Source organism: Bacillus sp. NPDC094106 (assembly GCF_044764345.1).
In the GTDB taxonomy this organism is placed as follows: domain Bacteria; phylum Bacillota; class Bacilli; order Bacillales; family Bacillaceae_G; genus Bacillus_A.
The window spans coordinates 15,145-40,523 of record NZ_JBIWHY010000030.1; the positions used below are offsets into that span (position 1 = coordinate 15,145).

At 35.3% G+C, this 25,379-nt stretch carries 24 protein-coding genes; 21 read left to right on the forward strand and 3 right to left on the reverse strand.

From position 1 onward, the window contains the following. The first annotated feature begins 53 nt into the window (after positions 1-53). The 10 genes from ACIQ7L_RS26565 to fumC all read left to right on the forward strand — a co-directional run bounded on the left by ACIQ7L_RS26565 (position 54) and on the right by fumC (position 12,163). Complete coding sequence (locus tag ACIQ7L_RS26565) at positions 54-1,256, forward strand: MFS transporter (protein WP_400573006.1); 1,203 nt, start codon at positions 54-56, stop codon at positions 1,254-1,256. Continuing rightward, the gene (locus ACIQ7L_RS26570) at positions 1,231-3,036 is read left to right on the forward strand and encodes an IucA/IucC family protein (protein ID WP_400573007.1); all 1,806 of its coding nucleotides are present in this window, start codon (positions 1,231-1,233) and stop codon (positions 3,034-3,036) included. The genes ACIQ7L_RS26565 and ACIQ7L_RS26570 overlap by 26 nt, the downstream gene beginning before the upstream one ends. A 12-nt stretch (positions 3,037-3,048) precedes the next feature. Beyond that, positions 3,049-4,146 (forward strand): alanine/ornithine racemase family PLP-dependent enzyme, encoded by a 1,098-nt coding sequence (locus ACIQ7L_RS26575; RefSeq protein ID WP_400573009.1) that lies wholly within the window; start codon positions 3,049-3,051, stop codon positions 4,144-4,146. Positions 4,147-4,225: 79 nt separating this feature from the next. Then, on the forward strand, positions 4,226-5,188 hold the full coding sequence (locus ACIQ7L_RS26580) for an ABC transporter substrate-binding protein (protein ID WP_400573011.1): 963 nt from the start codon (positions 4,226-4,228) through the stop codon (positions 5,186-5,188). 13 nt (positions 5,189-5,201) lie between these two features. Continuing rightward, complete coding sequence (locus tag ACIQ7L_RS26585; protein ID WP_400573013.1) at positions 5,202-6,233, forward strand: FecCD family ABC transporter permease; 1,032 nt, start codon at positions 5,202-5,204, stop codon at positions 6,231-6,233. Beyond that, positions 6,230-7,207, forward strand: coding sequence for a FecCD family ABC transporter permease (locus tag ACIQ7L_RS26590; protein WP_400573015.1), 978 nt, complete (start codon positions 6,230-6,232; stop codon positions 7,205-7,207). The genes ACIQ7L_RS26585 and ACIQ7L_RS26590 overlap by 4 nt, the downstream gene beginning before the upstream one ends. Positions 7,208-7,238: 31 nt before the next feature. After that, positions 7,239-8,069 carry an ABC transporter ATP-binding protein gene (locus tag ACIQ7L_RS26595; protein ID WP_400573017.1) on the forward strand — a complete coding sequence of 277 codons (831 nt, stop codon included), beginning with the start codon at positions 7,239-7,241 and terminating at the stop codon, positions 8,067-8,069. A 275-nt stretch (positions 8,070-8,344) separates the two neighbouring features. Beyond that, the gene (locus tag ACIQ7L_RS26600) at positions 8,345-8,875 is read left to right on the forward strand and encodes a cysteine hydrolase family protein (protein ID WP_400573019.1); all 531 of its coding nucleotides are present in this window, start codon (positions 8,345-8,347) and stop codon (positions 8,873-8,875) included. A gap of 315 nt (positions 8,876-9,190) precedes the next feature. After that, complete coding sequence (gene nhaC, locus ACIQ7L_RS26605; RefSeq protein ID WP_400573021.1) at positions 9,191-10,594, forward strand: Na+/H+ antiporter NhaC; 1,404 nt, start codon at positions 9,191-9,193, stop codon at positions 10,592-10,594. 180 nt (positions 10,595-10,774) lie between these two features. Next, on the forward strand, positions 10,775-12,163 hold the full coding sequence (gene fumC / locus ACIQ7L_RS26610) for a class II fumarate hydratase (RefSeq protein WP_400573023.1): 1,389 nt from the start codon (positions 10,775-10,777) through the stop codon (positions 12,161-12,163). A gap of 209 nt (positions 12,164-12,372) precedes the next feature. On the opposite strand, the gene ACIQ7L_RS26615 is transcribed toward fumC, so the two are convergent. Further along, positions 12,373-13,158: an MBL fold metallo-hydrolase gene (locus ACIQ7L_RS26615; RefSeq protein ID WP_400573056.1), complete on the reverse strand. Its 786-nt coding sequence runs from the start codon at positions 13,156-13,158 to the stop codon at positions 12,373-12,375. Positions 13,159-13,476: 318 nt separating this feature from the next. Between ACIQ7L_RS26615 and ACIQ7L_RS26620 the strand changes: the two genes are divergently transcribed. The 3 genes from ACIQ7L_RS26620 to ACIQ7L_RS26630 are packed head-to-tail and all read left to right on the forward strand — an operon-like array spanning position 13,477 to position 15,905. After that, positions 13,477-14,241: a DUF2087 domain-containing protein gene (locus tag ACIQ7L_RS26620; protein WP_400573025.1), complete on the forward strand. Its 765-nt coding sequence runs from the start codon at positions 13,477-13,479 to the stop codon at positions 14,239-14,241. Between the two features lie 5 nt (positions 14,242-14,246). Continuing rightward, positions 14,247-14,477 carry a GIY-YIG nuclease family protein gene (locus ACIQ7L_RS26625; RefSeq protein WP_400573027.1) on the forward strand — a complete coding sequence of 77 codons (231 nt, stop codon included), beginning with the start codon at positions 14,247-14,249 and terminating at the stop codon, positions 14,475-14,477. Positions 14,478-14,495: 18 nt separating this feature from the next. Next, positions 14,496-15,905, forward strand: coding sequence for an MATE family efflux transporter (locus ACIQ7L_RS26630; RefSeq protein WP_400573029.1), 1,410 nt, complete (start codon positions 14,496-14,498; stop codon positions 15,903-15,905). A gap of 208 nt (positions 15,906-16,113) precedes the next feature. Here ACIQ7L_RS26630 and ACIQ7L_RS26635 read toward each other — a convergent pair whose 3' ends face one another. Continuing rightward, positions 16,114-16,812, reverse strand: coding sequence for a peptidase E (locus ACIQ7L_RS26635; protein ID WP_400573031.1), 699 nt, complete (start codon positions 16,810-16,812; stop codon positions 16,114-16,116). Between the two features lie 188 nt (positions 16,813-17,000). Here ACIQ7L_RS26635 and ACIQ7L_RS26640 point away from each other — a divergent pair, with 188 nt between their 5' ends. From ACIQ7L_RS26640 to ACIQ7L_RS26670, 7 genes are all read left to right on the forward strand, one after another. Beyond that, on the forward strand, positions 17,001-17,414 hold the full coding sequence (locus ACIQ7L_RS26640) for a BlaI/MecI/CopY family transcriptional regulator (protein ID WP_400573033.1): 414 nt from the start codon (positions 17,001-17,003) through the stop codon (positions 17,412-17,414). Between the two features lie 4 nt (positions 17,415-17,418). Then, positions 17,419-18,231, forward strand: a complete 813-nt coding sequence (locus ACIQ7L_RS26645) for a M56 family metallopeptidase (protein WP_400573035.1) — start codon at positions 17,419-17,421, stop codon at positions 18,229-18,231. Positions 18,232-18,286: 55 nt separating this feature from the next. Further along, positions 18,287-19,000, forward strand: coding sequence for a cytochrome c biogenesis CcdA family protein (locus ACIQ7L_RS26650; RefSeq protein WP_400573037.1), 714 nt, complete (start codon positions 18,287-18,289; stop codon positions 18,998-19,000). 19 nt (positions 19,001-19,019) lie between these two features. Further along, positions 19,020-19,574 carry a TlpA family protein disulfide reductase gene (locus ACIQ7L_RS26655; RefSeq protein WP_400573039.1) on the forward strand — a complete coding sequence of 185 codons (555 nt, stop codon included), beginning with the start codon at positions 19,020-19,022 and terminating at the stop codon, positions 19,572-19,574. Positions 19,575-19,591: 17 nt separating this feature from the next. Beyond that, entirely contained in the window at positions 19,592-20,275 is a 684-nt protein-coding gene (locus ACIQ7L_RS26660; RefSeq protein WP_400573058.1) for a diacylglyceryl transferase, read from the forward strand. A 606-nt stretch (positions 20,276-20,881) separates the two neighbouring features. Beyond that, complete coding sequence (locus ACIQ7L_RS26665; RefSeq protein ID WP_400573041.1) at positions 20,882-21,238, forward strand: nucleotide excision repair endonuclease; 357 nt, start codon at positions 20,882-20,884, stop codon at positions 21,236-21,238. Between the two features lie 149 nt (positions 21,239-21,387). After that, positions 21,388-22,341 carry a TRM11 family SAM-dependent methyltransferase gene (locus ACIQ7L_RS26670; protein WP_097898858.1) on the forward strand — a complete coding sequence of 318 codons (954 nt, stop codon included), beginning with the start codon at positions 21,388-21,390 and terminating at the stop codon, positions 22,339-22,341. A gap of 578 nt (positions 22,342-22,919) precedes the next feature. Here the strand turns inward: ACIQ7L_RS26670 and ACIQ7L_RS26675 are convergent. Beyond that, a complete protein-coding gene (locus tag ACIQ7L_RS26675) occupies positions 22,920-23,465 on the reverse strand; it encodes a cupin domain-containing protein (protein ID WP_400573043.1) in 546 nt (181 codons plus the stop codon). A gap of 153 nt (positions 23,466-23,618) precedes the next feature. On the opposite strand from ACIQ7L_RS26675, the gene ACIQ7L_RS26680 reads away from it, so the two are divergent. Next, positions 23,619-24,980, forward strand: a complete 1,362-nt coding sequence (locus ACIQ7L_RS26680; RefSeq protein ID WP_400573045.1) for a D-serine ammonia-lyase — start codon at positions 23,619-23,621, stop codon at positions 24,978-24,980. The last annotated feature ends 399 nt before the right edge of the window (positions 24,981-25,379 follow it).

The following is a 25,379-nucleotide window of genomic DNA, read 5'->3' on the forward strand; positions in this document are numbered from 1 at the left end:
TAATCAATCTCAATTATAAGGGGTGGATTTAAAATTGCAACAAAAAATTTGGGGTGATTCTTATTCGAAAACCTTTTTTTGTTAGTTCATTTTTTTTGTTTATGGGGAATTGGCTCGGAATGACCGCTATCAATTGGTACGTTTATGATTTGTACCATAGTGCAACTTATTTAGGGTGGTTAAACTTTGTGCGACTTATTCCTATTGCATTATTTAGTGTGTATGCAGGAAAACTGTGTGATTTATATCCGCGTGTCAAATTAATGAGATCATATTCTTTTTGGGGATTTGTATTGACAACTTTACTTGCGATTTATGCTGCTTTCGTTACTCCTTCATATTTTGTTTTTTTACTTTTTTCATTTATACGAGGGGTAATTAGTGCATTAGAAACACCAAATCGGAATACACTTCTTTCAGATATTGATACAAATAATCAAATTAGTAAACTGATTTCTATGCATTCATTTGTTATGAATGTTTGTCGATCAACAGGCCCGGCATTAGCAGGATTTCTTATCGCAGCAGGACATATTACATTAACATTTATGATGCAGGCCGTTTGTTCACTTATTGCCTGGGTTCTTGTTTTATCAATGAAAGATCAACCGATGAAAAAACGAAAAGAAAAGAGAAAAGCGAGTTGGAAACAAATTATTGCGTATTTCTCTTATGACAAAATGGGAAGAAATATCTTTGTGACATCACTTATTACAATGGCTTTCGGTTTTTCCTATACGTCTGTCTTGCCAGCGCTTGTTTCAAAACAATTTACGGGAAAAGCAGAAGTGTTTGGAATTGCTATGTCATCAGCTGCAATTGGTGCGATTATAGCTACTATAATTCTGCCGAAAGCACTGTGCTATATTTCAGAAGTGCGTCTGTATTATGCTAGCTTAATCCTATTTTCCATTTCTTTAGCGCTACTGATTATTAATAATGCATATGTATTTTTTGTTCTCTTATTCTCTATTGGTTTATTTGGTCAGCTATTACGATCAAGTAATCGTGTTTATTTTCAGCATCATGTCCGTGAGGAAGAGCGAGGACTGATGCTTAGCGTAGTGCTGATGGATCGAGGGATGATTCCGCTTGGTTCAATCTTAGTTAGTTATTCCCTTGAATATGTTGGGATTGTTGAAACATTTATTTTGATGGGGATTGTATGTATGATTCCACTTTTATTTCAATTTATCAGTCTGAAACAACAAAAAAAGAGGGGGAGAGAGTTTGTCCATTCAAAGCAAACGAGTTAATAGAGTAAAAGCAGAACGGAGTATTTTAAATCGTTTTTGTAATGCACTTATTCGAGAGAAGGTATTACAAGAGAGTTGTGCGATATTCAAACATGAGCAGGGCATAGAAATTGTAGATAGCTTAAATGATGTGGAATTATTGTTAGAAGTCGAGCAAGAAGGCGCATTTGAACGCTACGAGTTCATATTCCCCATTCGTTTTAAAGTTCGTGGACATATAAGATGGATTGAGTCATTGTCAATGTTTTTGGAAGAAGTAGCTCCATTTTTGTGTATTTATATTTCACAGTCTTTACAAGAAGAATTGGAGAATAGTGTAACTAATTTAGAGCTAGCGTATGAGGCATGGGATCGGAAACAGGAATGGGTGAAACAACAATTAGAGACAAACGTTATGTTTGTAACAAAAACAAGGCCAAATAATCTATATCAATTTTTAAAAACTTTAAAAATATGCATACCATTTGATGAGTTTATTTATACGGAATCACTCGTCATTGAAGGCCATCCGCTTCATCCATCTACGAAAACGAAACTTGGTTTATTAAAAGAAGAAGTGGAGTTGTATGCACCAGAATTTGAACATGTTGTTCCATTAAACGTTTTGCTTGTTCATAAAGATGTAGCTGAAGTAACCGGAGATCATATAAAAAAACCACTCATATATGAAAGTTCATCAGATTTATATGAAGCAGTATATACATTACTTATAAACAAGGAAAAAAGAATGGAGGATTATTATCCATTTCTTATTCATCCATGGCAATATGAGCATGTGTTACAAGAAGAATACGGTCCGGAATTGGAAGAAGGATGGATTATTCCAATTCCATATCAATTGTCTTCACGTGCAACACTATCATTTCGAACAATGAATATATTAAAACTACCATATCATGTGAAACTTCCAGTACGGGCACAAGCAACGAGTGCTGTTCGTACTGTATCGCCAGAAATTACAGTAAATGGCCCGTTATTATCCGAAGTACTAGATAGCATATATAAAAAGGAGCAACAGTTAGAGCAATCTGTCGTTGTTATAAGAGAGCGGGTAGGAGCTTATTTTTCTAAACAGAATAATAGAGATTTAGGGCGTAATTTAGCATTTATTTTACGAGAAGATCCCAATCAATATAGAAGAGACGGAGAATTACTATGGGTTGGTGCTAGTTTAACAGCAAGTAATCCATTAAAAGAAAATGAACCGGTCATTTTAGATATCATGCGTACATATTTCGGAAAGGAAGACGTTGGTAAAAAAGAGGTATGTCACTATATAGCTCATTATACTGAAAAGGTGATGTTTCCATTATTGGAGTTGGTTTTACAGTATGGGATAGCCTTAGAGGGACATATGCAAAATTCGATTATTGCTACAAAAGATGGTGAAGTAACTCGTATTCTTGTTCGTGATCTTGGCGGGGTGAGAATTCATAAAGAGAAATTAGCAAAATGGATAAATCTTGATAGCATGCAAGAAGCTGCGTTGTTTACGGATGATATGAACGAAGTGTATAACAAATTCATTCATTCTGTTTTACAAAATCATTTTGGAGATTTGTTATTTACAATAGCTAGAACGATTGATGATATACAAGAAAAAGAGTTATGGAGAATTGTTACAAATGTTGTGGAAGATTTTATGGCAGGGGCAACAACAGAGCAAAAAGCCGCAATATTTGCTCCTTTCATTGAAACAAAGGCACTTTTTTCGATGAGAATACATGATCAGGCAAAATCGTATTTATATACAAATTTTGCAAATCCGCTTTGTATGTAGGAGGGATGCAACATGTCACCCATTATGAAAATAAACCTTTCAAAATTAAAACATAATGCTCTTATGATGAAACAACTGTGCGAGCGTGCAAATATTATGTGTTTTCCTGTAACTAAAGGAGTGGGGGCTGCAACAAAAGTAATTGAAATTTTAAACGAAGTTGGATTTACAAGGTTTGCTGATTCAAGATTACAACATCTCCAAAAAATCCGTTCGCTGATGGGAAGCGTTGTAGAATTGCTCTTAATTCGTACACCAGCCTTATCAGAAGTGGAGGAGACGGTTCAGACTGTAGATATCAGTTTGAATTCTGAACTTTGTGTGATTGAGGCGTTAGGAAGGGCGGCAGTACGATGCGGAAAAATACATCGGGTTATTTTAATGGTAGATTTAGGAGATCTTCGTGAAGGGATGATGCCTGAACAAACGGTAGAGACTGCTCAAAGGGTAATTGAAGTACAAGGGATAGAACTGTTTGGTATTGGAGCTAATTTCACCTGTTTTAGCGGTGTGATTCCAACTGAGTCTTCTTTACGAGAGTTAACGCAATTAGCGGAGTTAGTGGAAAGAAAAATCGCACAGCCACTTTCAATTATTTCGGGCGGGAATTCTAGTTCCCTACCTCTTATCTTACAGAGGAAAGAACTAGGACGTGTCAATTCTCTTCGGATTGGCGAAGCTATTTTCCTCGGGAAAGAAACAGCATATGGGAAGAACATTCCTTTTATGTACCAAGATATATTTTTGGTGGAAGCTGAGATTATTGAGATGAAAAGAAAGCCCTCGATGCCTAAAGGGGTGATTGGAAAAAACGCTTTTGGTCAAGTTCCATGTTTTGAAGAGAAAGGAGAACGATTGCGGGCTATCGTTGCCATTGGTCGACAAGATTTGGATATTAGTGGATTATATCCACTTGATGAGCATATCGAAATTCTTGGCGGGAGTAGTGATCATTTAATTATTGATATAACAGATAGTATAACATATCGTGTCGGTGACAAAATTCAGTTTGTTCCAGCATATAGCGGGATGCAAAGTGGGATGTCTTCTTCACTTGTACGTAAACAATATGTATTCGATGATGTCATACAAAAGGTGCATAATTTGTAAAAGTATAGACAATTATCAAAATTATGTTATTATATTAAATGAAAATGATTATCAATATTAATAGATGGGGGATTACATAATGAAAAGACAGAAGTTTGGTATTGCCGCATTAGCATTTGCGTTAGCGGTGGGTGCTCTTTCTGGATGTGGAGCAGAATCAAAAGAGACAGTGAAGAAAGAAGAGAAAGCGGAAGCAACAAAACAAACTGGAGCAGTAAAAATTAAGAACGAGTGGGGAGAAACAGAGTTGAAGGAAACTCCAAAACGAGTGGTAGCACTGGACTTCTCATTTACTGATACATTAACAGCTTTAGGAATGACACCAGTTGCAACTGCAGGGATAGGAAAAACAAAAATTCCAGAATACTTACAAGATAAAGTGAAACAAACAACGGATGTAGGTGAGAGGAAAGCGCCAAACTTAGAGGTAATTCAATCAGCAACACCGGATTTAATTATTGCAAGTAAGGATCGTCATAATATGGTTAAGAAAGAATTACAAGATATCGCACCAACGATTGCTTTAGACGATAATAGCTATCAAGAAGTATTAGAAAATGTTGATACCATTGCAAAAGCTGTTGGCAAAGAAGATAAGGCAAAAGAGATAAAGAAAGAGTTAACAGATAAGATTGCCAAAACAAAAGAACAAATAAAAGGTGAACCAACTGCAGTTGTAATTGGTGCGTTTGATGGTGAATTTTCTGTTTGGATTAAAGATTCCTTTATTGGAACATTAATGACAGACATTGGTGTGAAATATGCATTTGAAGGTAAAAAAGAGAAAACAGAAGGTAAGGCGGAAATCGCAAAAATCACTATGGAACGCTTAAATGAAATTAATCCGGATTACATATTCTTATATGGTGAAAAAGTTGAGAAATTTAAAGAAAATCCACTATATAATAATTTAAAAGCCGTAAAAGAAAAACATGTAATTGATGTGGATCGTAACCTATGGGCACGTGGCCGCGGGCCAATTGCAGCATCAAAAATTTTAGATGAAGCCATCCCAGCTTTCACTGGTCAGTCAGCTAAGTAGGGAGTGGACTGCTTTGAAGGAGGAACAATTAGAGAGCAAACGGGAACTTTTTTCGTATGCTCCTTCTGTTTTTAAATTTATTTTTTTCTTTCTATTATTACTAGTAATCGCTAGTATTTCTGTTTTATTTCGTGTGAAAGGTCTTACACTATATAATCTGTATGAAGTATTTTCAGCGGATACGAAAAACTTAATTTATTATACAGTTTGGCATGTACGTATGCCGCGTGTTTTACTCGCAATATTAATCGGTGCTGCGCTAGCAGTTGCGGGGTGTTTATTACAAGGAATTACACGTAATCCGTTGTCAGATCCAGAAATTATGGGGGTAAACCAAGGTGCTTCTTGCTTTGTGGTGTTAGCTCTTTTAATTTTTGGTGATAAGGATGCGAGCTTTGTTATTTTAATAGCAGCTTTTGTTGGTGCTGCAGTTGGTGGCAGTGTTGTGTATTCCTTAGCGTTTCGCGGAGAGTATACACCGTCGCGCCTTGTATTGGCTGGGATTGCGGTTAGTTTCTTTCTTGGTTCTGTAACAACAGGATCTATTTTACTATATGAAACACAACTAAATGAAATTTTATACTGGATGGCTGGTAAATTATCTGGGGCAAATTGGCTTGATATAAAGCTAACATTAGTAACAGCAGGACCAGTTATCATTATTACGGCTTTACTAGCAAATCAGCTGAATATTCTCGCTCTTGGTGAAGAAACAGCGCGGGGATTAGGGATCAATGTCCTCCGTATACGCCGCATCTTTGCACTTATCATTGTTCTATTAGTTGGAAGTGGAGTTGCAGTGGCAGGTCCAATTGGATTTGTAGGTTTGATGGTTCCACATATTGCAAGGAAAATCGTCGGTGAAGATTATCGAATCATTATACCATTCTCAGCATTACTTGGAGCGAACTTACTTGTCTTTGCTGATTTTGTAGCGCAGTGGGTTTCCTATCCAGCAGATACACCTGTGGGCGTCATTACCGCATTGCTTGGCACACCATTCTTTGTTTACTTAATGAGAAGAAAGAGGGGTGCTATGCGATGAAGAAATTTGGGCGATTCACAATGATTATGATAGTAGGTGTTCTATTATTCATTCTCTTTGCAGTGCTTAGCTTAAGATTAGGGGCAGTTCCAACACCGCTTTCACAAATCGTGGAAGAAATAACAACAGGGAAAGGAGTCGTTTTAAAATATCGTGCCCCGCGTCTGGTAATTGCGGCGTTAGTAGGTATTAATATGGCACTATCAGGATCTGTTTTACAAAGCATTACGAGAAATCCGCTTGCTGCTCCTGATATTATTGGGATTTCTGCTGGAGGAGGACTTGTTGCTGTTGTGATGCTTTTAGTGTTCCCGAGTGCCCCGCCGATGATGCTTCCTGTTGCAGCGTTTTTGGGTGCATTGCTCGCAAGTATACTTGTTTATATGTTATCGTACCAAAAAGGCGGGTTAAAACCAGAACGTCTTGCGTTATGTGGAGTCGCAATATCTGCTGGCTTACAGGCTTTAATTACATTTATTATTGTAAAGTTTGCGCTTGACTCCTCACAAGCACTTGTTTGGTTAAAAGGAAGTTTATATGCACGGTCTATGCAACACGTTGAAATGTTATGGCCATGGACCGTTGTTGGATCAGTGATTGTGTTTTTAAGTTATAAACAAATTAACCTTCTTTTATTGAATGAAGAAACAGTAAGAGGGCTCGGTATGCGCTTAAACATTGTCCGCTTCATACTAATTGGTACAGCGGTTGGATTAGCTGCTAGTTCTGTAGCGGTTGCAGGAACAATTGGCTTTGTTGGTCTTGTTATTCCACATGCAGCACGTTTGTTAGTTGGTTCAGATAGTAGAGTATTTCTGCCAGTTTCGGCTTTACTTGGTGCATTACTTGTAGTCGGCGCAGATATGGTGGGAAGAATTATAATTCCACCAATTGAAATACCAGCCGGAATCATTACAGCACTTATTGGAGCACCTTATTTTATTTACCTAATTGTTAAGAGAAAAGCAGCATAAAATAAATGATATATAATAAGGAGTGAACAAGATGACGAGTTTATATACAGAGCATCTTGAACTTACCTACGGAGAGAATACTATTATTCATAATTTAGAATTGCATATTCCAAATGGGAAGATTACAGCTCTAGTAGGGAGAAATGGTTGCGGGAAATCGACAATTTTAAAATCATTAGCACGTCTTCTGCAACCAACAAAAGGGAATGTTTATTTAGATGGTAAGGCCATTCAAACGATGCCGACGAAAGAAGTAGCGAAAAAACTAGCTATTTTACCTCAATCTCCGACAGCACCTGAAGGACTTACAGTTGAAGGGCTTGTGTGGCACGGACGATATCCACATCAACGTTTACTTGGAAAACGGAGTGATCAAGACTATGATATGGTCAATTGGGCACTGCAAGTAACAGGAATGACTGAGTTTAAAACTCGTACATTAGATGAACTATCTGGTGGACAAAGGCAACGAGTTTGGATTGCAATGGCACTTGCACAAGATACAGAGTTGTTATTATTAGATGAACCAACAACATATTTAGATATGGCACATCAACTTGAAGTACTCGAACTGTTAAAGAAGTTAAATGAAGAAGAGAATCGGACAGTCATTATGGTTGTACATGACTTAAATCATGCAGCAAAATATGCACATCATCTTGTTGCTATAAAAGATGGGAATAAAGTAATGGAAGGTGCACCGAAAGAAGTTTTAAATGATGAATTATTCGAAAATGTATTTGGTGTAAAAGCTCGTGTTACATATGATGAAATTGCTAAAACATATATGTGTACACCGTATGCGTTAATGAAAGAAGAAAAAGAAGTGCATAATCAACAAGCAGATCGTGAAGTTGGATAAGGAAGAAGCTGCTCCAAAAGGTTGAGAAAAAACGACCTTTTGGAGACAGCTTCTTCTTTTTTATCCTTGTATTATTTCGTTTTGATAGAAAGCTCAATGGTTTCAATTCATAATCAGCATGCGTTGAAGAAATGCTCCACTCTATAGTTGAATATATGAGTCATTTCAATCATTATACGTAATTTGATAACGTATTTTGGACACATTAAAAAGGTGAATTTTCAAGTGAACATGTTTAGGGATTGGGCTGAAAAAATGTTTTGGAGGGATTTTTTATGATAAGAAATTGTGCCGCATTACTTATTATTGATGTGCAGATAGGTTCTTTTCAGGAGGAACAACCACTATATAGGGGAGAGGAATTATTAGGAAATATCAAGTTATTAATTTCAAAAGCTCGCTTTGCTAAAGCACCTATTTTTTATATGAAGTACAATGGAAAGGCTGGTTCTTTACTTGAAAGAGAGACTCCAGGATGGGGAATTCATACATCTATAGCCCCGTTGACGGAAGACATTATTATTGAAAAAAATCATCCGGATTCATTTCATAGAACAAACTTGCAACAGGAACTAGATGAACGAAATATAAAACAAATTGTAATCACGGGAATTCAAACGGAGATTTGTGTGGATGCAACATGTAGGCGTGCTTATAGTCTTGGATATGAGCTTACGCTTGTAGAAGATGGACATAGTACATATGATTCTAAAATCTTATCTGCATCACAAATTATTGATCATCATAACGAAATATTTGCTCAGTGGTTCGCTAATGTTAAACCAGCTAAGCAAATTGAATTTTAGTTGATGTTTTATTATACAATTAATTTTTAGTTGAAACATGTTTCGAATTACGTATAGTGTTATTTCTAAAGTTCGTTTTTTGACTTGCTTTTCGTAATGGATGAGTATGTATTTTCGGAAATTATAAATAAAAATGCAATATTTTTTATAATTTCCATTGCGAAAAGCACAATCTACTTTTACAATAGAAAGGGTTGTATATATTATACTAGAAAAATAAATCAAAATAATGTGAAAATTGCGTTTTGTCTTTTGTATGTAGTATACACGTGAGACGACACACATCATGTTATCGACTTGGAAGGAGAGAAGCAAATGAAAAGTGTAAGATTACCATCGATTCCGGAAATCATCATTCTATTATTACTGTTTCTTGCTGTCGTCTTTTCTTTTCAAACGATTTTTAATCTCCCAATTCAATTAGCGCTATTTATTTCATGGTTTTTAGTTATTGCGCTTGGATTAAGGTTAGGATTTCGTTATCAAGAATTGCAAGAGGCAATTACGAAAGGAATTACCAATGGACTAGAAGCCATTCTTATTTTAGTTGCTGTAGGAGCACTAATTGGAACATGGATTGCTGGCGGTGTTGTACCGACATTAATTTACTACGGGTTAGAATTTATTCATCCGAGTATATTCTTATTAGCAACCTTAATAATTTGCTCCATTACTTCTATCGCAACAGGTACATCATGGGGAACAGTTGGTACAGCTGGTATTGCTATGATGGCAATCGGTGAAGGCCTTGGTTTGCCGCTTCCACTAGTTGCTGGTGCCGTTCTTTCAGGCGCTTATTTTGGAGATAAATTATCGCCGCTTTCTGATAGTACAGTACTTGCTGCTTCAATGGCAAAAGTAGATGTTATTGCGCACGTTCGAGCTATGCTTGTATTAGACGTTCCAGCATACATTATTACCGGTATTATGTTTACAGTTGCCGGATGGATGTATGGCGGAGATAATGTTGATTTACAAAAAGTAGAGTTTTTAAAAGAATCTTTATTAAAGCACTTTGATATTAAAATATGGATGCTCGTTCCAGCGGTTATTGTTATTGCACTATTAGCAATGAAAAAACCATCCATGCCAACGATTGCAATGGGAGCGCTTCTCGGTGCGATTTGGGCAACTCTTTTCCAAGGCATGCACTTTGGAGATGCAATTGGAACGGCGTATAATGGTTTCTCTATTAAATCAGGTGTAGATTTCATTGATCAGCTGCTAAATCGCGGCGGGATCAACGGTATGCTTGGTTCAGTAGCGGTTATTATTTTCGGATTAGGTTTTGGAGGATTACTTGAAAAACTAGGTGTTTTAAAAGTAATCGTATCAAAATTTGAGAAGAAACTAAACTCTGCAGGAAATGTAACACTTTCCACATTAATTGTTGCGTTCTTAGCAAATGTATTTGGCTGTGCAATGTATGTATCACTTATTTTAACACCAAAAATTATGCAAGAAAGCTATGATAAATTGAAATTAGATCGCCGCGTGTTGGCCCGTAACTCAGAAGTAGGCGGAACGTTAACTTCTGGTATGGTTCCATGGTCTGATAACGGAATCTTTATGGCTGGTATTCTAGGTGTGTCAACAATATCATACGTCCCATTTATGTGGTTAAGCTTTGTATCATTGATTCTTGCAGTAATTTACGGATATACAGGTAAGTTCATGTGGTATGTGGATGATACTGAAAAAGGGAAGCAAGTATCATAGTAACAAAGAGGTCATCTTTTGCGAAAAGCAAAGGGTGGCCTTTTTTATTTTTTTAAGTACATATTTTGCTATTTTGACAGGAGAATGAAATTATCTTAACACAAGTGAGAATCCTTATCATTCTAATGGAAGTCTGTTACAATAAAAATGTAGGTATTTTACTTTCAAGGGGATGAAAAAATGGAGTACAGAATGGAAAGAGATACATTAGGAGAAATGAGAGTTCCAGCTGATAAATTATGGGCAGCACAAACGCAGCGTAGTAAAGAAAACTTTCCAATTGGAACGGAGCATATGCCGCTTGAAATTATACAGGCATTTGCAATTTTAAAGAAAAGTGCCGCGATTAGTAACCAGAAATTAGGGAAGTTGTCAGAAGAAAAAGCTCAGGCAATTGTAGAAGCAGCTGATGAAATCTTGGCAGGAAAATGGAACGAGCATTTCCCGCTTGTTGTATGGCAAACAGGCAGTGGTACACAATCGAATATGAATGTGAATGAAGTAATTGCAAACCGGGGGAATCAAATTTTAAAAGAAAAAGGACTTGATGTACATATTCATCCAAATGATGATGTGAACATGTCCCAAAGTTCAAATGATACATTCCCAACAGCGCTTCACGTTGCTTGTGTCATTGCGGTGGAAAATCAAGTACTGCCAGCAATTACGAAATTAAAAGAAACATTACAAGAAAAAGTAACTGCTTTTCAACATATTATTAAAATTGGGCGCACGCACCTGCAAGATGCAACGCCTCTAACATTAGGTCAAGAAATTAGCGGTTGGCACCGCATGCTTGAAAAAACAGAGCGTATGATTGCAGATAGCAATATGTATATGAAAGAACTTGCAATTGGTGGTACTGCAGTTGGAACAGGAATTAATGCTCATCCTAAATTTGGTGCGATGGTAGCAGAAGAAATTAGCCAGTTTACAGGAAAACAATTCGTGTCAGCACCAAATAAGTTTCATGCGTTAACAAGCCATGACGAAGTTGTTTTTGCACATGGGGCATTAAAAGCGTTAGCTGCTGATTTAATGAAGATTGCGAATGATGTGCGCTGGCTTGCAAGTGGTCCACGTAGCGGTCTTGGTGAAATTGTTATTCCTGCCAATGAGCCAGGCAGCTCAATTATGCCAGGTAAAGTAAACCCAACACAAAGTGAAGCTTTAACAATGGTGGTAGCTCAAGTTATGGGAAATGATGCAACAATTGGATTTGCTGCGAGCCAAGGTAACTTTGAGTTAAATGTGTTTAAACCAGTCATTGCGTATAACTTCTTACAATCCGCTCAATTATTAACAGATGCGACTGTTTCATTCAATGATAAATGTGCAGTTGGTATTGAGGCGAATGAAGAAGTGATTAATCAAAATGTAAATCGTTCTTTAATGCTTGTGACAGCATTAAATCCACATATCGGATATGAAAATGCAGCAAAAATTGCGAAACATGCTCACAAAGAAAGGTTAACTTTAAAAGAAGCAGCATTACAATCAGGATTATTAACAGAAGAACAGTTTGATGAAATTGTAGATCCGAAGAAAATGATCGCACCAAAAGAATAATTTGAATGAATGATAGAAAGCCAAGATTCTCGTTTGAGAGTCTTGGCTTTTTAGTATTACATATAATGAAAATTTTAATTAATGAATTTGGAGTTGCATTTTTATCATATATATAAATACAAGTTAAAAAAACGACATGAAAACCCCCTTTCTTTTTAGAGGGACGAGAGAATTTGGCCATGCATAGTAGCGATTTGTATATTAAAAAATTAAAATTGAATGCTGAATTGACGAAATGAATGAGTGCCAGTACCGTGCTTAACTAAATCTTTTTCATTTAAAAATTGAACAGCATATTTCACTTCTTCCAAAATAGTAGGCGGAAGACCAAGGGTATGGTGTGCCCCGTAAATTTGTTTAATGTGTGAAAGGCTTGCGATTTTATCTAGGGAATGAATTAAATCATGTGGATCTGTTGTTGGATAAAAAGCGAAAATGGTTCCTTCGTAAAGCAAATCTCCTGTAAATAAATATCCAGTCTCATAATCTTGTACACATATATGTCCTGGCGAATGGCCTGGGGCATGTATAATTTTCACGCTTCTATTTCCAATATCAATCATATTCCCATCTTGTAGTAATCCAGTTGGTTTTCCTTGAAATGGTTTGAAAGTTTCGGGATGAAATGTTTGAGGGATAGGTAAGGTAATGTCACGAGCGATATCTTTTCGAATTTGGTCGATAGATAAGCCTTTAATACCATTGATTAACCAATCTTCTTCTAATATATGTACGTATATCTCTTCGAACGCTGCGTGACTCCCGATGTGATCCCAGTGAACATGTGTTGTTATCACGATGATTGGTAAATCTGTTAATTGATCCGTAATTCGTTTTATATTGTCAATTCCTAATCCAGTATCAATAAGAATTGCTTTTTTGTCTCCTAATAGTAAGAATGAGTGAACTTTCTCCCAATGCCCATATTCACTAATGGCAAATGTTTTTGTATCGATTTGTTGTACAGTAAACCAAGGATCTTGAATTGTGACCATCATTTTTTACACCCCGTTATAAATTCTAATAATCTCCTCATCACAACATGTAGTGAAAGCGAAGAAGTTGAATAAGGACAGATGAAAAATTCCATTGATTAAGAGTTATTTCTCCGCAGTTGTTGAGAATACCTTTAGAAATAATTCTTTTTATTATGATTAAATAAAATAAAGGTAAACGTTTTTTAATAATGTTTATAAAATGAGTAAACAATACCTTGAAAAGTTTAATTTATTTGTGATAAGATGATGAAGAAAAAATAAACGATATTATAATTTGTTTGTATATTTAATAAACGGTTTGGAGGATTGTTTAGTATGAGTGATATTTCAGAGAAGTTTTGGGATGCTTCCGTTGAAGAATTGAAAAAAGGATATGTATTTGAAGAGGGGGCAGAAGAATATATTTGTTTAGCTTGCGGAGAAACTTTTATAAAAGGTGTTATTTATCAAGACGATAATATTTTGTATGAAGCAGAGAAATTTACGCAGTTGCATATTGAAAAAGAACATACATCTATGTTCGAATATTTATTAAATCTTGATAAAAAGTTTACAGGTTTAACAGATTTACAAAAGAAAATGGTTCAGTTTTTTCATATGGGTTTAAATGATAAAGAAATTGTGAAAGAGATGGATGGAGGAAGTACATCGACAATCCGTAATCATCGATTTACATTGCGTGAGAAAATGAAGCAGGCTAAGGTATTTTTAGCACTAATGGAATTGTCAGAAGAAAAATCAAAAGGACAGTCTAAATTTTTACCGATTCACCGTACAGCTACAATGGTAGATGACAGGTACAATATTACAGAAGATGAAAATAATGAAGTGTTGAAGTTGCATTTTACAGAAGGATTAGATGGACCACTTGTTAATTTTCCGAAGAAACAAAAGCGCAAACTTATCATATTGAAGCATCTAGTGAAAAAGTTTGATAGCACTCAGAAGTATACAGAAAAAGAAGTTAATGAAATTTTAGGAAATGTATATCCGGATTTTGTAACTTTGAGAAGATATTTAATTGAATATGGTTTTCTAGATCGCACGCCTGATGGAAGTAAATATTGGGTTAAGTTATAAGGAAAATGAATAGGAGAGCAAAATTAAAACAACTATACAAAGAGATTGGGATTGAATCTGGTATTTATTGTATTAAAAATACAATAAATAAGAAAATGTATGTTGAGAGTACGATGAATTTGAAAACGATGAGTGGAAGACGTTTTGAACTCAATGTAGGTTCACATACAAATAGAGCATTACAAGAGGATTGGAAGCAATATGGAGAGCGCGGATACAATCGAGTAATCTCTTAATAAAAGGAGAAATGAATTTTGAAACCACCTACAGATAATAACCAAGAAGGTGTAGAATCACAGAATCATGAGAGGGAAAGGAAACCAATATGGAAATCGATGTCCATGTTTTTAGTTCCTTTACTTTTAAGTAATGTATTACAATCAGTTGGACAATTGTTTGGTATGGTAGTGGTAGGACGATGGCTTGGAGTGAATGATTTAGCTGCTATTTCTGCATTTTTCCCATTGTTTTTTCTGCTTGTTTCATTCGTAATTGGAATTGGATCGGGTAGTTCTATTTTAATCGGTCAGGCGTTTGGTGCTCGTAATGAAGATCGCTTAAAAGCTATCGTTGGTACTACGCTTACCTTTACTTTTATAATAGGAGCCATTTTGGCGGTAGTGGGAAGCATATTTGCAATGGATATTATGCGCCTTATAGGAACACCAGAAAACATCATTGATATAAGTGTACATTATGCACGTATTTTATTTATTTCCATGCCAGTTTTATTCTTATATTTTGCATATACAACATTTATGCGCGGTACAGGAGATTCTAAAACACCATTTTACTTCCTAATTGTTAGTACAGCATTAAACATGATATTATTACCTGTTCTTATCTTTGGTTGGTTAGGAATACCGAAACAGGACGTTTATGGGGCAGCTTATGCTTCTGTTATTTCAACAATTGTAACGTTCATTGTTATGCTTATTTATTTAAAGAAAAAGAATCATCCATTACAGTTAGATGCCACAGTACGAAAGTATCTTCGTATGGATTGGGATCTATTAAAATTATTATTACGCCTTGGTATTCCAGCGAGTATTAACATGATATTAGTTTCGCTATCAGAGATTGCAGTAATTGCATTTGTGAATCGCTTTGGTTCTGATGCGACTGCAGCATACGGAGTTGTGAACCAGGTTGCAAGCTATGTGCAAATGCCAGCGGTCAGCCTTGGAATTACGGTATCAATTTTTGCTGCACAATCAATCGGTGCTAATCAATTTGATCGATTGCAGAAAGTTGTTCGGGCAGGAATTGTGATGAACTATATAATTGGGGGAGTATTAATTACTCTTATTTACTTGTTCTCAAGAGAAATTCTATCGTTATTCTTAACGAGTCCGAATACAATTGAAATTGCACATAGTTTAGTTATGATTACACTGTGGAGTTATTTGATTTTCGGTCACGCACAAATTATTGGTGCGACAATGCGGGCAAGTGGAACTGTACTATGGCCGACTGTTATCAGTGTTGTATCAATTTGGCTTGTGGAGGTACCTGTTGCATACTTCCTTTCTTATCATACAAGTCTTGGTATAAAAGGAATATGGATTGGATATCCAGCAGCATTTATTGTGAGCTTACTTTTACAATACGGATATTATAAACTTTCATGGCAGAAGAAACGCATTACACGACTTGTTAGTTAAAATAAAAATGTCCTCAGTGTTGAAAAAGGGCACTGAAAAAGTCCCTTAAAAAAGAAAAAGAAGATAATCACCCACTATATATAGATAGTTATCTTCTTTTTTATTTCTGTATATTGATAAAAATTCTGTTATTTACTCAAGGTAGACACTTTTTCAGTAGCCTTGTGTTGAAATGGGGACATTTCTATTTTTTTTGAGTATAAAGAACCTATAAATAACTTTTCAAAGTTACATCAAAATGGTGTCTCATGAGTTTTCCATCGTGCATATAGAATTCCCAGGCTTTCTCTGGATCTCCGATAATCTCAAAGGAATTTTCTGTTATATATAAAGCGCAATTATCCTCTAAAGCAATTCCATCTATATTACAGGCATGATTTTGTAAGAATAAATGGAAAGCGGTTGCTCTATCCGGTTGATTGTAATGGGGACAGAAGTGCTTGTTTACCATATTCCAGCCATTGTTTTCTATATAGCCATCTCCTATATAATTAGAACGAAGTCCGGTTGTAAACCAGCACATAGCACCAGCGCTACATCCTGCAATGAATGTTCCATTGTTTAGGGCTGCTATTAATTTTTCATCTATTTTGTTTTCCTTCCACTTTTCAAGCATATTGATATAATTTCCTCCACCTAGATAGATGAAATCAGCAAAATGAATCATTTCACTTATTTTATCTTCGCTCATGCTTTCTTTTATACAGCGTAGGATGTGAACATCACACCCTAATTGTGTTTCAAATGTTTCTCTAAATTCTTTTATATAACCTTCATCATCATTGCTTGCCGTTGGGATAAACAGTACCCTAGGAGATTGTTTCCCAGTTAACTCTATAAGTCGTTGATTTATTTGGAAATGATTTGTTTGTTCAAAGTAACCGCCACCAATTACAGCTAACTTCATAATGAAGCACCACCTAATAGATTTTTGTTATGTGTAGAATTTCGCTGTAAAAGAGTTTCATTCCTGCTGTAACAAAATATGAAAAGTAAAAAGCGTAAATGAATAAAGGAAATGTTTTTTGAGTAATTTCTATATTTGACATTTTATTTATTTCATACTACAATTCGTAGTGTGATGGGAGGTAGTATATGTTCACACAAAACTATAAGTTAAATGAGCAAGGATTAAACCATTTTTTTGGACCGCTCGAAGCGAAGATTATGGAGATTATTTGGAACACTTCAGGTATTACAATTAAAGAAGTCCAACAAAATTTAAGTGAAGAATCTCCTGTGAATTTTAATACAGTAATGACTGTGATGAATCGGTTAGTAGAAAAAGGACACTTACAAAAACAAACGGTAAAAAGAAGCGGTGTATATCGTGCTGTACAAACGAAAGAGTCCTTTTTATCAAATCAAACAAAGAAAATGACACAAGAATTAATGGGAGAGTTTGGTGATCTCGTTGTGAATCACATGTTAGATGAACTAGACCAAGCTGATCCAGCTTTAATAAAGAAGTTAGAAGCAAAACTAAATCAATTGAAAAAAGAGGACTAGTATGATGAAGTGGCAAATACGAAAAATGGTATTGTTAGCATGCATCATTAGTATTCTCTTTTTCGGTATGTTAGTGTACTACGTTACATATCCATTTCTCTTTGAAAATAAAACACTTTTTTTATCACAGTTTTGTCTCTTTGAATTGCAAAAACACATGAGAGAATTATCGATCATTCGCATCATAATGGGTGGATTGTTGTTATTCACCTTATTGGTTGTATGTAAAAGAGTGTGGAAACAGTTTTTCTATAGCCGGAAATTACAGAGAAACTTGGTTGGGGTTATTCGGAAAGAAAAACAACTGTATTTGCTACCATCTTTAGAAGTTACAGCGTTTACTATCGGGGTTATTCATCCGAAAATCGTTCTTTCAGAAGGTGTATTTCAATCTTTTTCAGAAGAAGAAATCGATGCGATTGTATTGCATGAAGAATATCATCAAAAGAATCGTGATCCTTTAAAATTGTTTCTCTTTACGGTGTTAGCAGAAGGGATGATGTACGTTCCAGTATTGAAAGGGATGTTACAACGTTATCATATGTATCAGGAGCTATTGGCAGATAAATATGCGATGGATCAAATGAAATCATCTTTTGCGTTAGGTAGTGCATTATTAAAATTAATTAAAATAAAAACAGCATCTACTCCGTTTATAACAGCGTCGTTTGCAAAGACGGCAATCAATTTGCGTATTGAGCAAATTGTTAGTCCGTCATCTATAAAGCTAAGCATGCCGTTACATACAAATTCAGTTTACGTGACTATGGGGCTATTTCTTATTTCGTTTGTACTAATTATTGGAGAGTGCATATAGCCTCTTTTTTTAATATTTAACACTACTTTATGTAGTGTTTTGTAGGAGGAGGAAAATGAACGCAGCAGATTTAACGATATGGCTTGTAGTAGGAGCAGGGATACTTTCGTTTGTATCACCATGTTTGTTTCCGCTATACCCATCTTATTTATCGTATATTACAGGTGTTTCCATTCAAGATCTAAAAGAAAACCGCGGTATGATGCAAAAATCAGCACTGATGCATACGTTGTTTTTCATAATCGGTTTTTCCATTATTTTTTATGCACTAGGTTTATCTGTAAGTTGGATTGGTGTAACCTTTACCTCTAATCAAAGGCTGATTCAACAAATTGGTGGAATCTTTATTATCATCATGGGTTTATTTATGACAGGACTATTTCAGCCGAAATGGCTTATGTCAGAAAAGAAAATTCATTATAGGGGTAGATCGACTGGATATATACGTTCTATTTTTGTTGGTATGACATATGCAGCTGGATGGACGCCATGCGTGGGTCCGATATTCTCTGCAGTGTTAATGCTTGGTGCGACAAATCCAGATGAGGCATTTCTTTATATTACAGCGTATACACTTGGTTTTGCAGTTCCATTCTTTGTCATGGCATTTTGTATAGGTAAAGTCAAATGGATTGTGACGTATGCGGGTGTCATGATGAAAATTGGCGGGGGGATAATGATTCTGACTGGTGTTTTACTTTATACGAATCAAATGACTAAAATAACTGCATTCTTCATCAGATTATTTAATGGACTTACAGGGTTTTAAAAAAATAGGAGGGAAAATAGTGAAAAAATTAATTGCAATTATACTAGCTGGAGCGCTTATTTGGGCTGGAGTTAACTTTTATAATTCCAAGCAAGAAGAAAAAGAACGGAAAGCAAAACAAGCAGCACTGCAAGAGAAAGAAGTATTACCACAGCCAGGATTTAAAGCTCCAAAAATCACACTAAAAGGACTTGATGGAAAGCTTTATTCATTAAATGATGCAAAAGGAAAGCCGTATATTATCAACTTCTGGGCATCATGGTGTAAGCCATGTGAAATGGAAGCACCAGACTTAGTACATCTTTATGAGAAATATAAAGGAGAAATCGAAATTTTTGCGGTGAATGCAACGATTGGAGATCCAGTGCAAGAAGCGGAGGCGTTTGCAGAGCGTTTTGGATTTAAGTTCCCGGTTTTGCTAGATATAGATGGAGTGGCAGGACTTGATTATAAAATTGTTTCACTGCCAACAACATTCTTTGTTGATAAAGATGGGATTATTGTAGAGCAAGCGCGTGGAGTATTGCCTCCGAATCAATTAGAACAGAAATTTAAACAATTAATTGAGAAGTAAAAGGGGACATCATAATGATGATGGAATGGATGGTAAAAGTACAGCCGATTTCCCCTGTATTAGGAGTTTTAATTGGGCTGGTTTTGATGAAATTGAAGTTAAAGAAACAATGTATCTCATATGAGGGAATTATGGATACGATAACAAATGGCTTCTTTATCATTATGTTAGTATGGAAATTTGCACCGGCACTTTTAAATCCGGAGTGGGCTGTTCATGCACCGTGGCAAGCATTATTAGCTGTTGGAGATGTAAATCACATTATAATTGGCTGTTTCATTGCTAGCGGATATGCTATATGGAAAAGTAAAAAGGCTAATTTTTCACTTTGGATCTTACTAGATGTACTTCCTTTTGCAATCGGAAGCATTATTATTTTTTATTATCTATTCCATCAGCATATTGGTATGAACACAACAATGCCGTGGGGAACGAAACTGTATGATTCGAAATTTTTCTATCATCCTATATATATGTATGAAATTATGATAGCAATCTGCATAATGGGATGGCTGTGGATAAAAAACGAGAGATTAGGAACTAGAAAATACATGAGTTATTTTCTAATTGTAGAAGGAATTGCGCATATATTGATTTCACTTATAATTGAGCAAATGCCGTTATTATTTGGTCTGTCTATGCAGCAGTTACTTATTTTTGTTGTGATTAGTATAGGTATTGTATTGCTTCCGAAAAAATAAAAAACGGCAATGTATGAATAACTGTTCGTACATTGCCGTTTTTAGTATTTTTATAGATTGTATGAATCGGTATCTTTAATTAGTGTGGGGTGTCTCCATAAGTGTAAAGTGAGTATAAAGTTATTTAAAAAATTATCAAGACCTAAATCCAAAAAACACTTAAAATATCAAGCTCCTAACATATTATATATGACTAATATGTTAGGAGCTTTTATTTTTGTTAATGAGTTTTGAAACTGAATTTGAATAGTATTTTTCTCTATTTGGGTAGAAATAAGTAAAGTCCTATAAACGGTCGTTTTTGGTACCCATGATTACAATAAAATTGGTTCAAAAACAAGTAGCCATTACCATGTTCTTGCGATCTACATCCATAAAGAGTCGCAAAGCAATACTTTATAAACCATTACTTTGCGGTTAGTGACAAGAACCCTGTCATCAGGCCATAGAAGCGGTCAGATTCTTTTCCTGCCCCATGCCAAGTGTATCGATACATAAGTTTTAGTTTGAAATAACATGCCAACAATGAAGAGGGAAGCTACAATAGATTTTACTTGAAGCCTGTGATATCATTTAACTTTATATAGAAAGAGGACGTGAGCAATCGTGATTACAATTAAAGCGCCTAGACCCGATATTACAATTACGAAACAGAAAGATCCGGAACTAAGTAATATGTATGGGTTTACTGATTTTCACCTAATTCCTAGAGATAAAGGTGGAATCTTTATGTTTTATAACAACAAGAATGAACTAATGTTTGTTGGTAAGGCAAGAAAGTTAAGACCAAGAATAAAAAAACATTTTGAAGATACTGTATCAGTAATCAAAGACCATAGAGATGAAGTAATCAAAATTGATGTTTGTCTTGTAGAAAACGCGATGGAAAGAGAAATTTATGAAACATATATCGCTAATAAACAAAAGTCGAAATATAATGTAGACAAAGTGTTCTTTAAATAAGTAAAAGCTCATAAAAAGGACTAATAAAATGAGATAACTTTGCCTCGGCTTATTAGTCCTTTTTTACCGCTTGCAACGTTACGTTGCACAATGATACGGATATCATTTGAGAGAAAGAACAATTTGATACGATAAAGGATGGGAATAGATTGGATAATCATAGCCAAACACCGGCGTATATATATACGTATGCATTTCGCGAAGAGGAACGTTCTTTATGTTATATGGAGATGCGCTCACTTTTTGGAACGGAATCGCACTCTAATATATTGAAAAGCACAATCAAAATTGATCCGAGCCGAAGCCCGTTTATTAAAGAACGGATTGACGTAATGTATGAAGGAGATGAGCTGCCAGATATTTTGAAGCAGGTCGAACAGATTGATTTGTCTGGATCCACGTTTAAAGTCATCTTCGTTAAAATTAATGATCTTGATAAATCGAAAAAAATAGAATACGGAGAACGCCGCCTTATTGAGCGAGATATCGGCATGCATATTGAAGGTGAAGCCGATGTGCATCATCCAGAGCGTGTATTTGGCATTGTAATCATTGGCGGACGTTGGTACTTCGGAACATATATGGAAAGCGAGGCTGTTTGGTTCCATCACGTGAAAAAACCACGCAGCTATTCTACGTCACTAAGCACACGTGTAGCGAGAGCTGTTGCGAATATCGCTGTGCCAAATCCTGATGGAGTCAAAGCGATCGATCCATGCTGTGGTATTGGAACGGTAGTGGTAGAAGCACTCTCTATGGGCATTGACATCGTTGGCCGTGATATTAATCCGCTTGTCGTAATCGGATCAAGAGAAAACATCGCGCATTTTGGTTTTGAAGGAGACGTAACGGTAGGACCTATCGAAGACATTCAGACAAACTACGATGTAGCAATTATCGATATGCCGTACAATCTATTTACGTGCGCAACACCAGAAGATCAATTCTCGATTTTAAAACATGCGCGCCGTATTGCAAAAAAAGTAGTAGTTGTAACAAGCGAAACAATGGATCACATGATCGAAGAAATTGGATTTGAAATTACAGACCGCTGCGTAACAAGAAAAGGAAACTTTTCTCGGCAAATTCTTGTTTGTGAATAGGGAAGTAAGGGAAGACCAATGGGTGCATTGGTCTTTTTTTGTTTACTTTTCATTTTTAATGGTACAATTTCACTTTGAGGGTAAGGTAGAGTGGGATATGGACACAAATAAGCACGGTGAAATGCGCTATTAGGGGTCACCATACATGCCCATCAAGCTAAGATTTTGAAGTACCCCCAAAACAAATATTTTATCTCACTTTTTTGTTTTATAGATTATTAATTTCTTTTATTGTTTTATTAAAAAAATGTTTTAGACTATAGAATAAAGTATTAGACTATTAAAAAATAGTTGTAGACTGAAAAGGTGTTTTCTGTACAGAATTCAATAACTTATGGAAGAATTGTGGATTTGAAATAAAGATTAACCGTTTATAAAAAAGTTGCACCGTTTTACCCCTTTAGATATTTTTGTCTAATGTTGATTTAAAATAAAGTCTGATAAAATTATAATATCAAGATCTAAATCATAAAAAATAAAAGGGGAATACATATTAGTATAGATAATATGTATTCCCCTTTTATTTCTTATTTAACAAACGAATCCAATTGTTGAGTAACATTTTACATGTATCTACATTAAAATACAGGCGGGGTAACAGAAAATAAAACGACTGCACTTTGATTAAAATTATTTTCCCATTTATGTTTCAAATATGCTGGTATTTTCACACTATCACCAGCTTCTAATACATATTCTTCTTCCTCTAAATATACCTTAATCTTTCCTTCTAAAATAAATGCTACTTCTTCTCCTTTATGTTCTAGAGGATTTTCTGACGAAGAAGTATTCGGAGGCAGATTCATAATCGCTGTTGCTAAATTCCCTGTAAAATCGGGTGACAATAACTCATAAGATAAATTATCAATAATCATTTTTTTTCGTTTACTAGATCTGACTATCAAATCATCCGTTTTAGTTTCTTCAAGTAAAAAACTAAAAGTTGGAACATCAAGAACTTTAGCTAAAACCTTCAGTGTTTGAATAGAAGGATTAGCTGACCCTCTCTCAATTTGACTTAACATTGAAGGGGTAATTTCAGCTAATTTTGCTAACTCTCTACTATTTAATCCCTTAATTTTTCTATATTTTTCAATCTTCTTCCCGATGTCTATATTTTCCATAACTCATACTCCTTAATAAAAAATATTTAATTTGATTTAAATAAATTAAATTAAAATTAACATAAAGATAATTGTGTGTTAAACTGTATTAAAATTTATTTAATTATAATTTATTATGAAACTTGCTACAAGAAAATGAGGAGGATTGGACCAATGAAGGGGATTGAAAATGAAAATATACAAGAGTGGAAGGATAAATACCCGTTACTAGACAGGCTTATTTCGATGGAAGAAGTATTTTGGATTAATCCTAATATCGAAAAATTTGAAGTAGGAATGAAAAGTTCTCCTCTTACTCAAGAGGACGTAAAGGATGCAGAGGAAAGATTGAAACGTTTTGCGCCATATATCGCGAAAGTATTCCCTGAAACAAAAGGAACAAACGGCATTATAGAATCTCCTTTAGTGAGAGTGCCTTCTATGAAACGTTCTTTAGAACAGAATTATGAGCAACCTATATTAGGGGAATTATTATTAAAATGTGATAGCCATCTTCCAATATCGGGATCGATTAAAGCAAGAGGAGGAATTTATGAGGTTCTGAAACATGCGGAAAAATTAGCCTTTCAACATGGAATGTTAACGGTGCAAGATGATTATTCAATTTTAGATAGTGATCGTTTTCGAAACTTTTTCGCAGAGTATTCCATTACGGTAGGATCAACTGGAAATTTAGGACTTAGTATAGGCATCATGAGTGCAAAGTTAGGCTTTAATGTGACTGTTCATATGTCAGCTGATGCAAAACAATGGAAAAAGGATTTGCTAAGAAGCAAAAATGTAACGGTTATTGAATATGAAGCGGATTATAGTAAAGCGGTAGAAGAGGGGCGTCTGCAAGCAAATGCAGATCCTAGCTGCTATTTTGTCGATGATGAAAATTCTCATGATTTGTTTTTAGGATACTCTGTGACAGCATCACGTTTACAAAAACAACTAGAAGAGTTAGAGATCACAGTAGATGAAGATCATCCTTTATTCGTTTACCTTCCATGTGGAGTAGGTGGTGGACCTGGAGGAGTAGCATTTGGTTTAAAGCTATTATATAAAGACAATGTCCATTGCTTCTTTGCAGAACCTACTCATTCTCCATGTATGTTACTTGGTTTAATGACTGGACTTCATGATAAAATTGCTGTCCAAGATATTGGCATTGATAATGTAACAGACGCGGATGGACTTGCTGTAGGGAGACCGTCTGGATTTGTAGGGAAAACGATGGAACCTTTTTTAAGTGGTAATTACACAGTTAGCGACGAGCAGTTGTATAAGTTGTTAAAGGAACTTGCTGATGCAGAGAAGATTTATTTAGAACCTTCTGCACTAGCAGGTATGATCGGACCAATGAAATTATGTAAAGAGGGCAAAGAATATTTACAGAAGTATAATGTAACGGAAAAAGTGAATAAAGGTACACACATCGTTTGGGGAACTGGTGGTAGCATGGTTCCTAAAGAAGTGATGATGCAATATTATCAAAAGGGATTAAATTTAGCGCTAGAAGAAGAGAAGTAATGTAAGATGAGGCATGAATAGCCTCATCTTTTTGATTTAAGTAAGATTACCAACTCTTAAGAAGAAGTGGAGGGAAATCAGTATATATACATCAATTAAAAAAACGACATAAAACATTTCTATTTAGGTGGGAGAGAGCATCTGGCCATGCATAGAATCGGTCAGGGCCTTTTTCTGCCACATACGAAGTAAAAACAGAGTGTAGGTTATTTTTTATTCTGCATAGCAGGGATTTAGATATTGAAAAATTAAAATGGATTTATATAACTTGCCGTATATTTAACTAGTCGTTCTAGCAAATGCTAAAATTCTTTGTTATTTTCACCGAGGTTCTTTATAGTATAGATATAAGCTTTTTCAAGATATACAAGGTTACTAATATGAATTGAATACAATTAA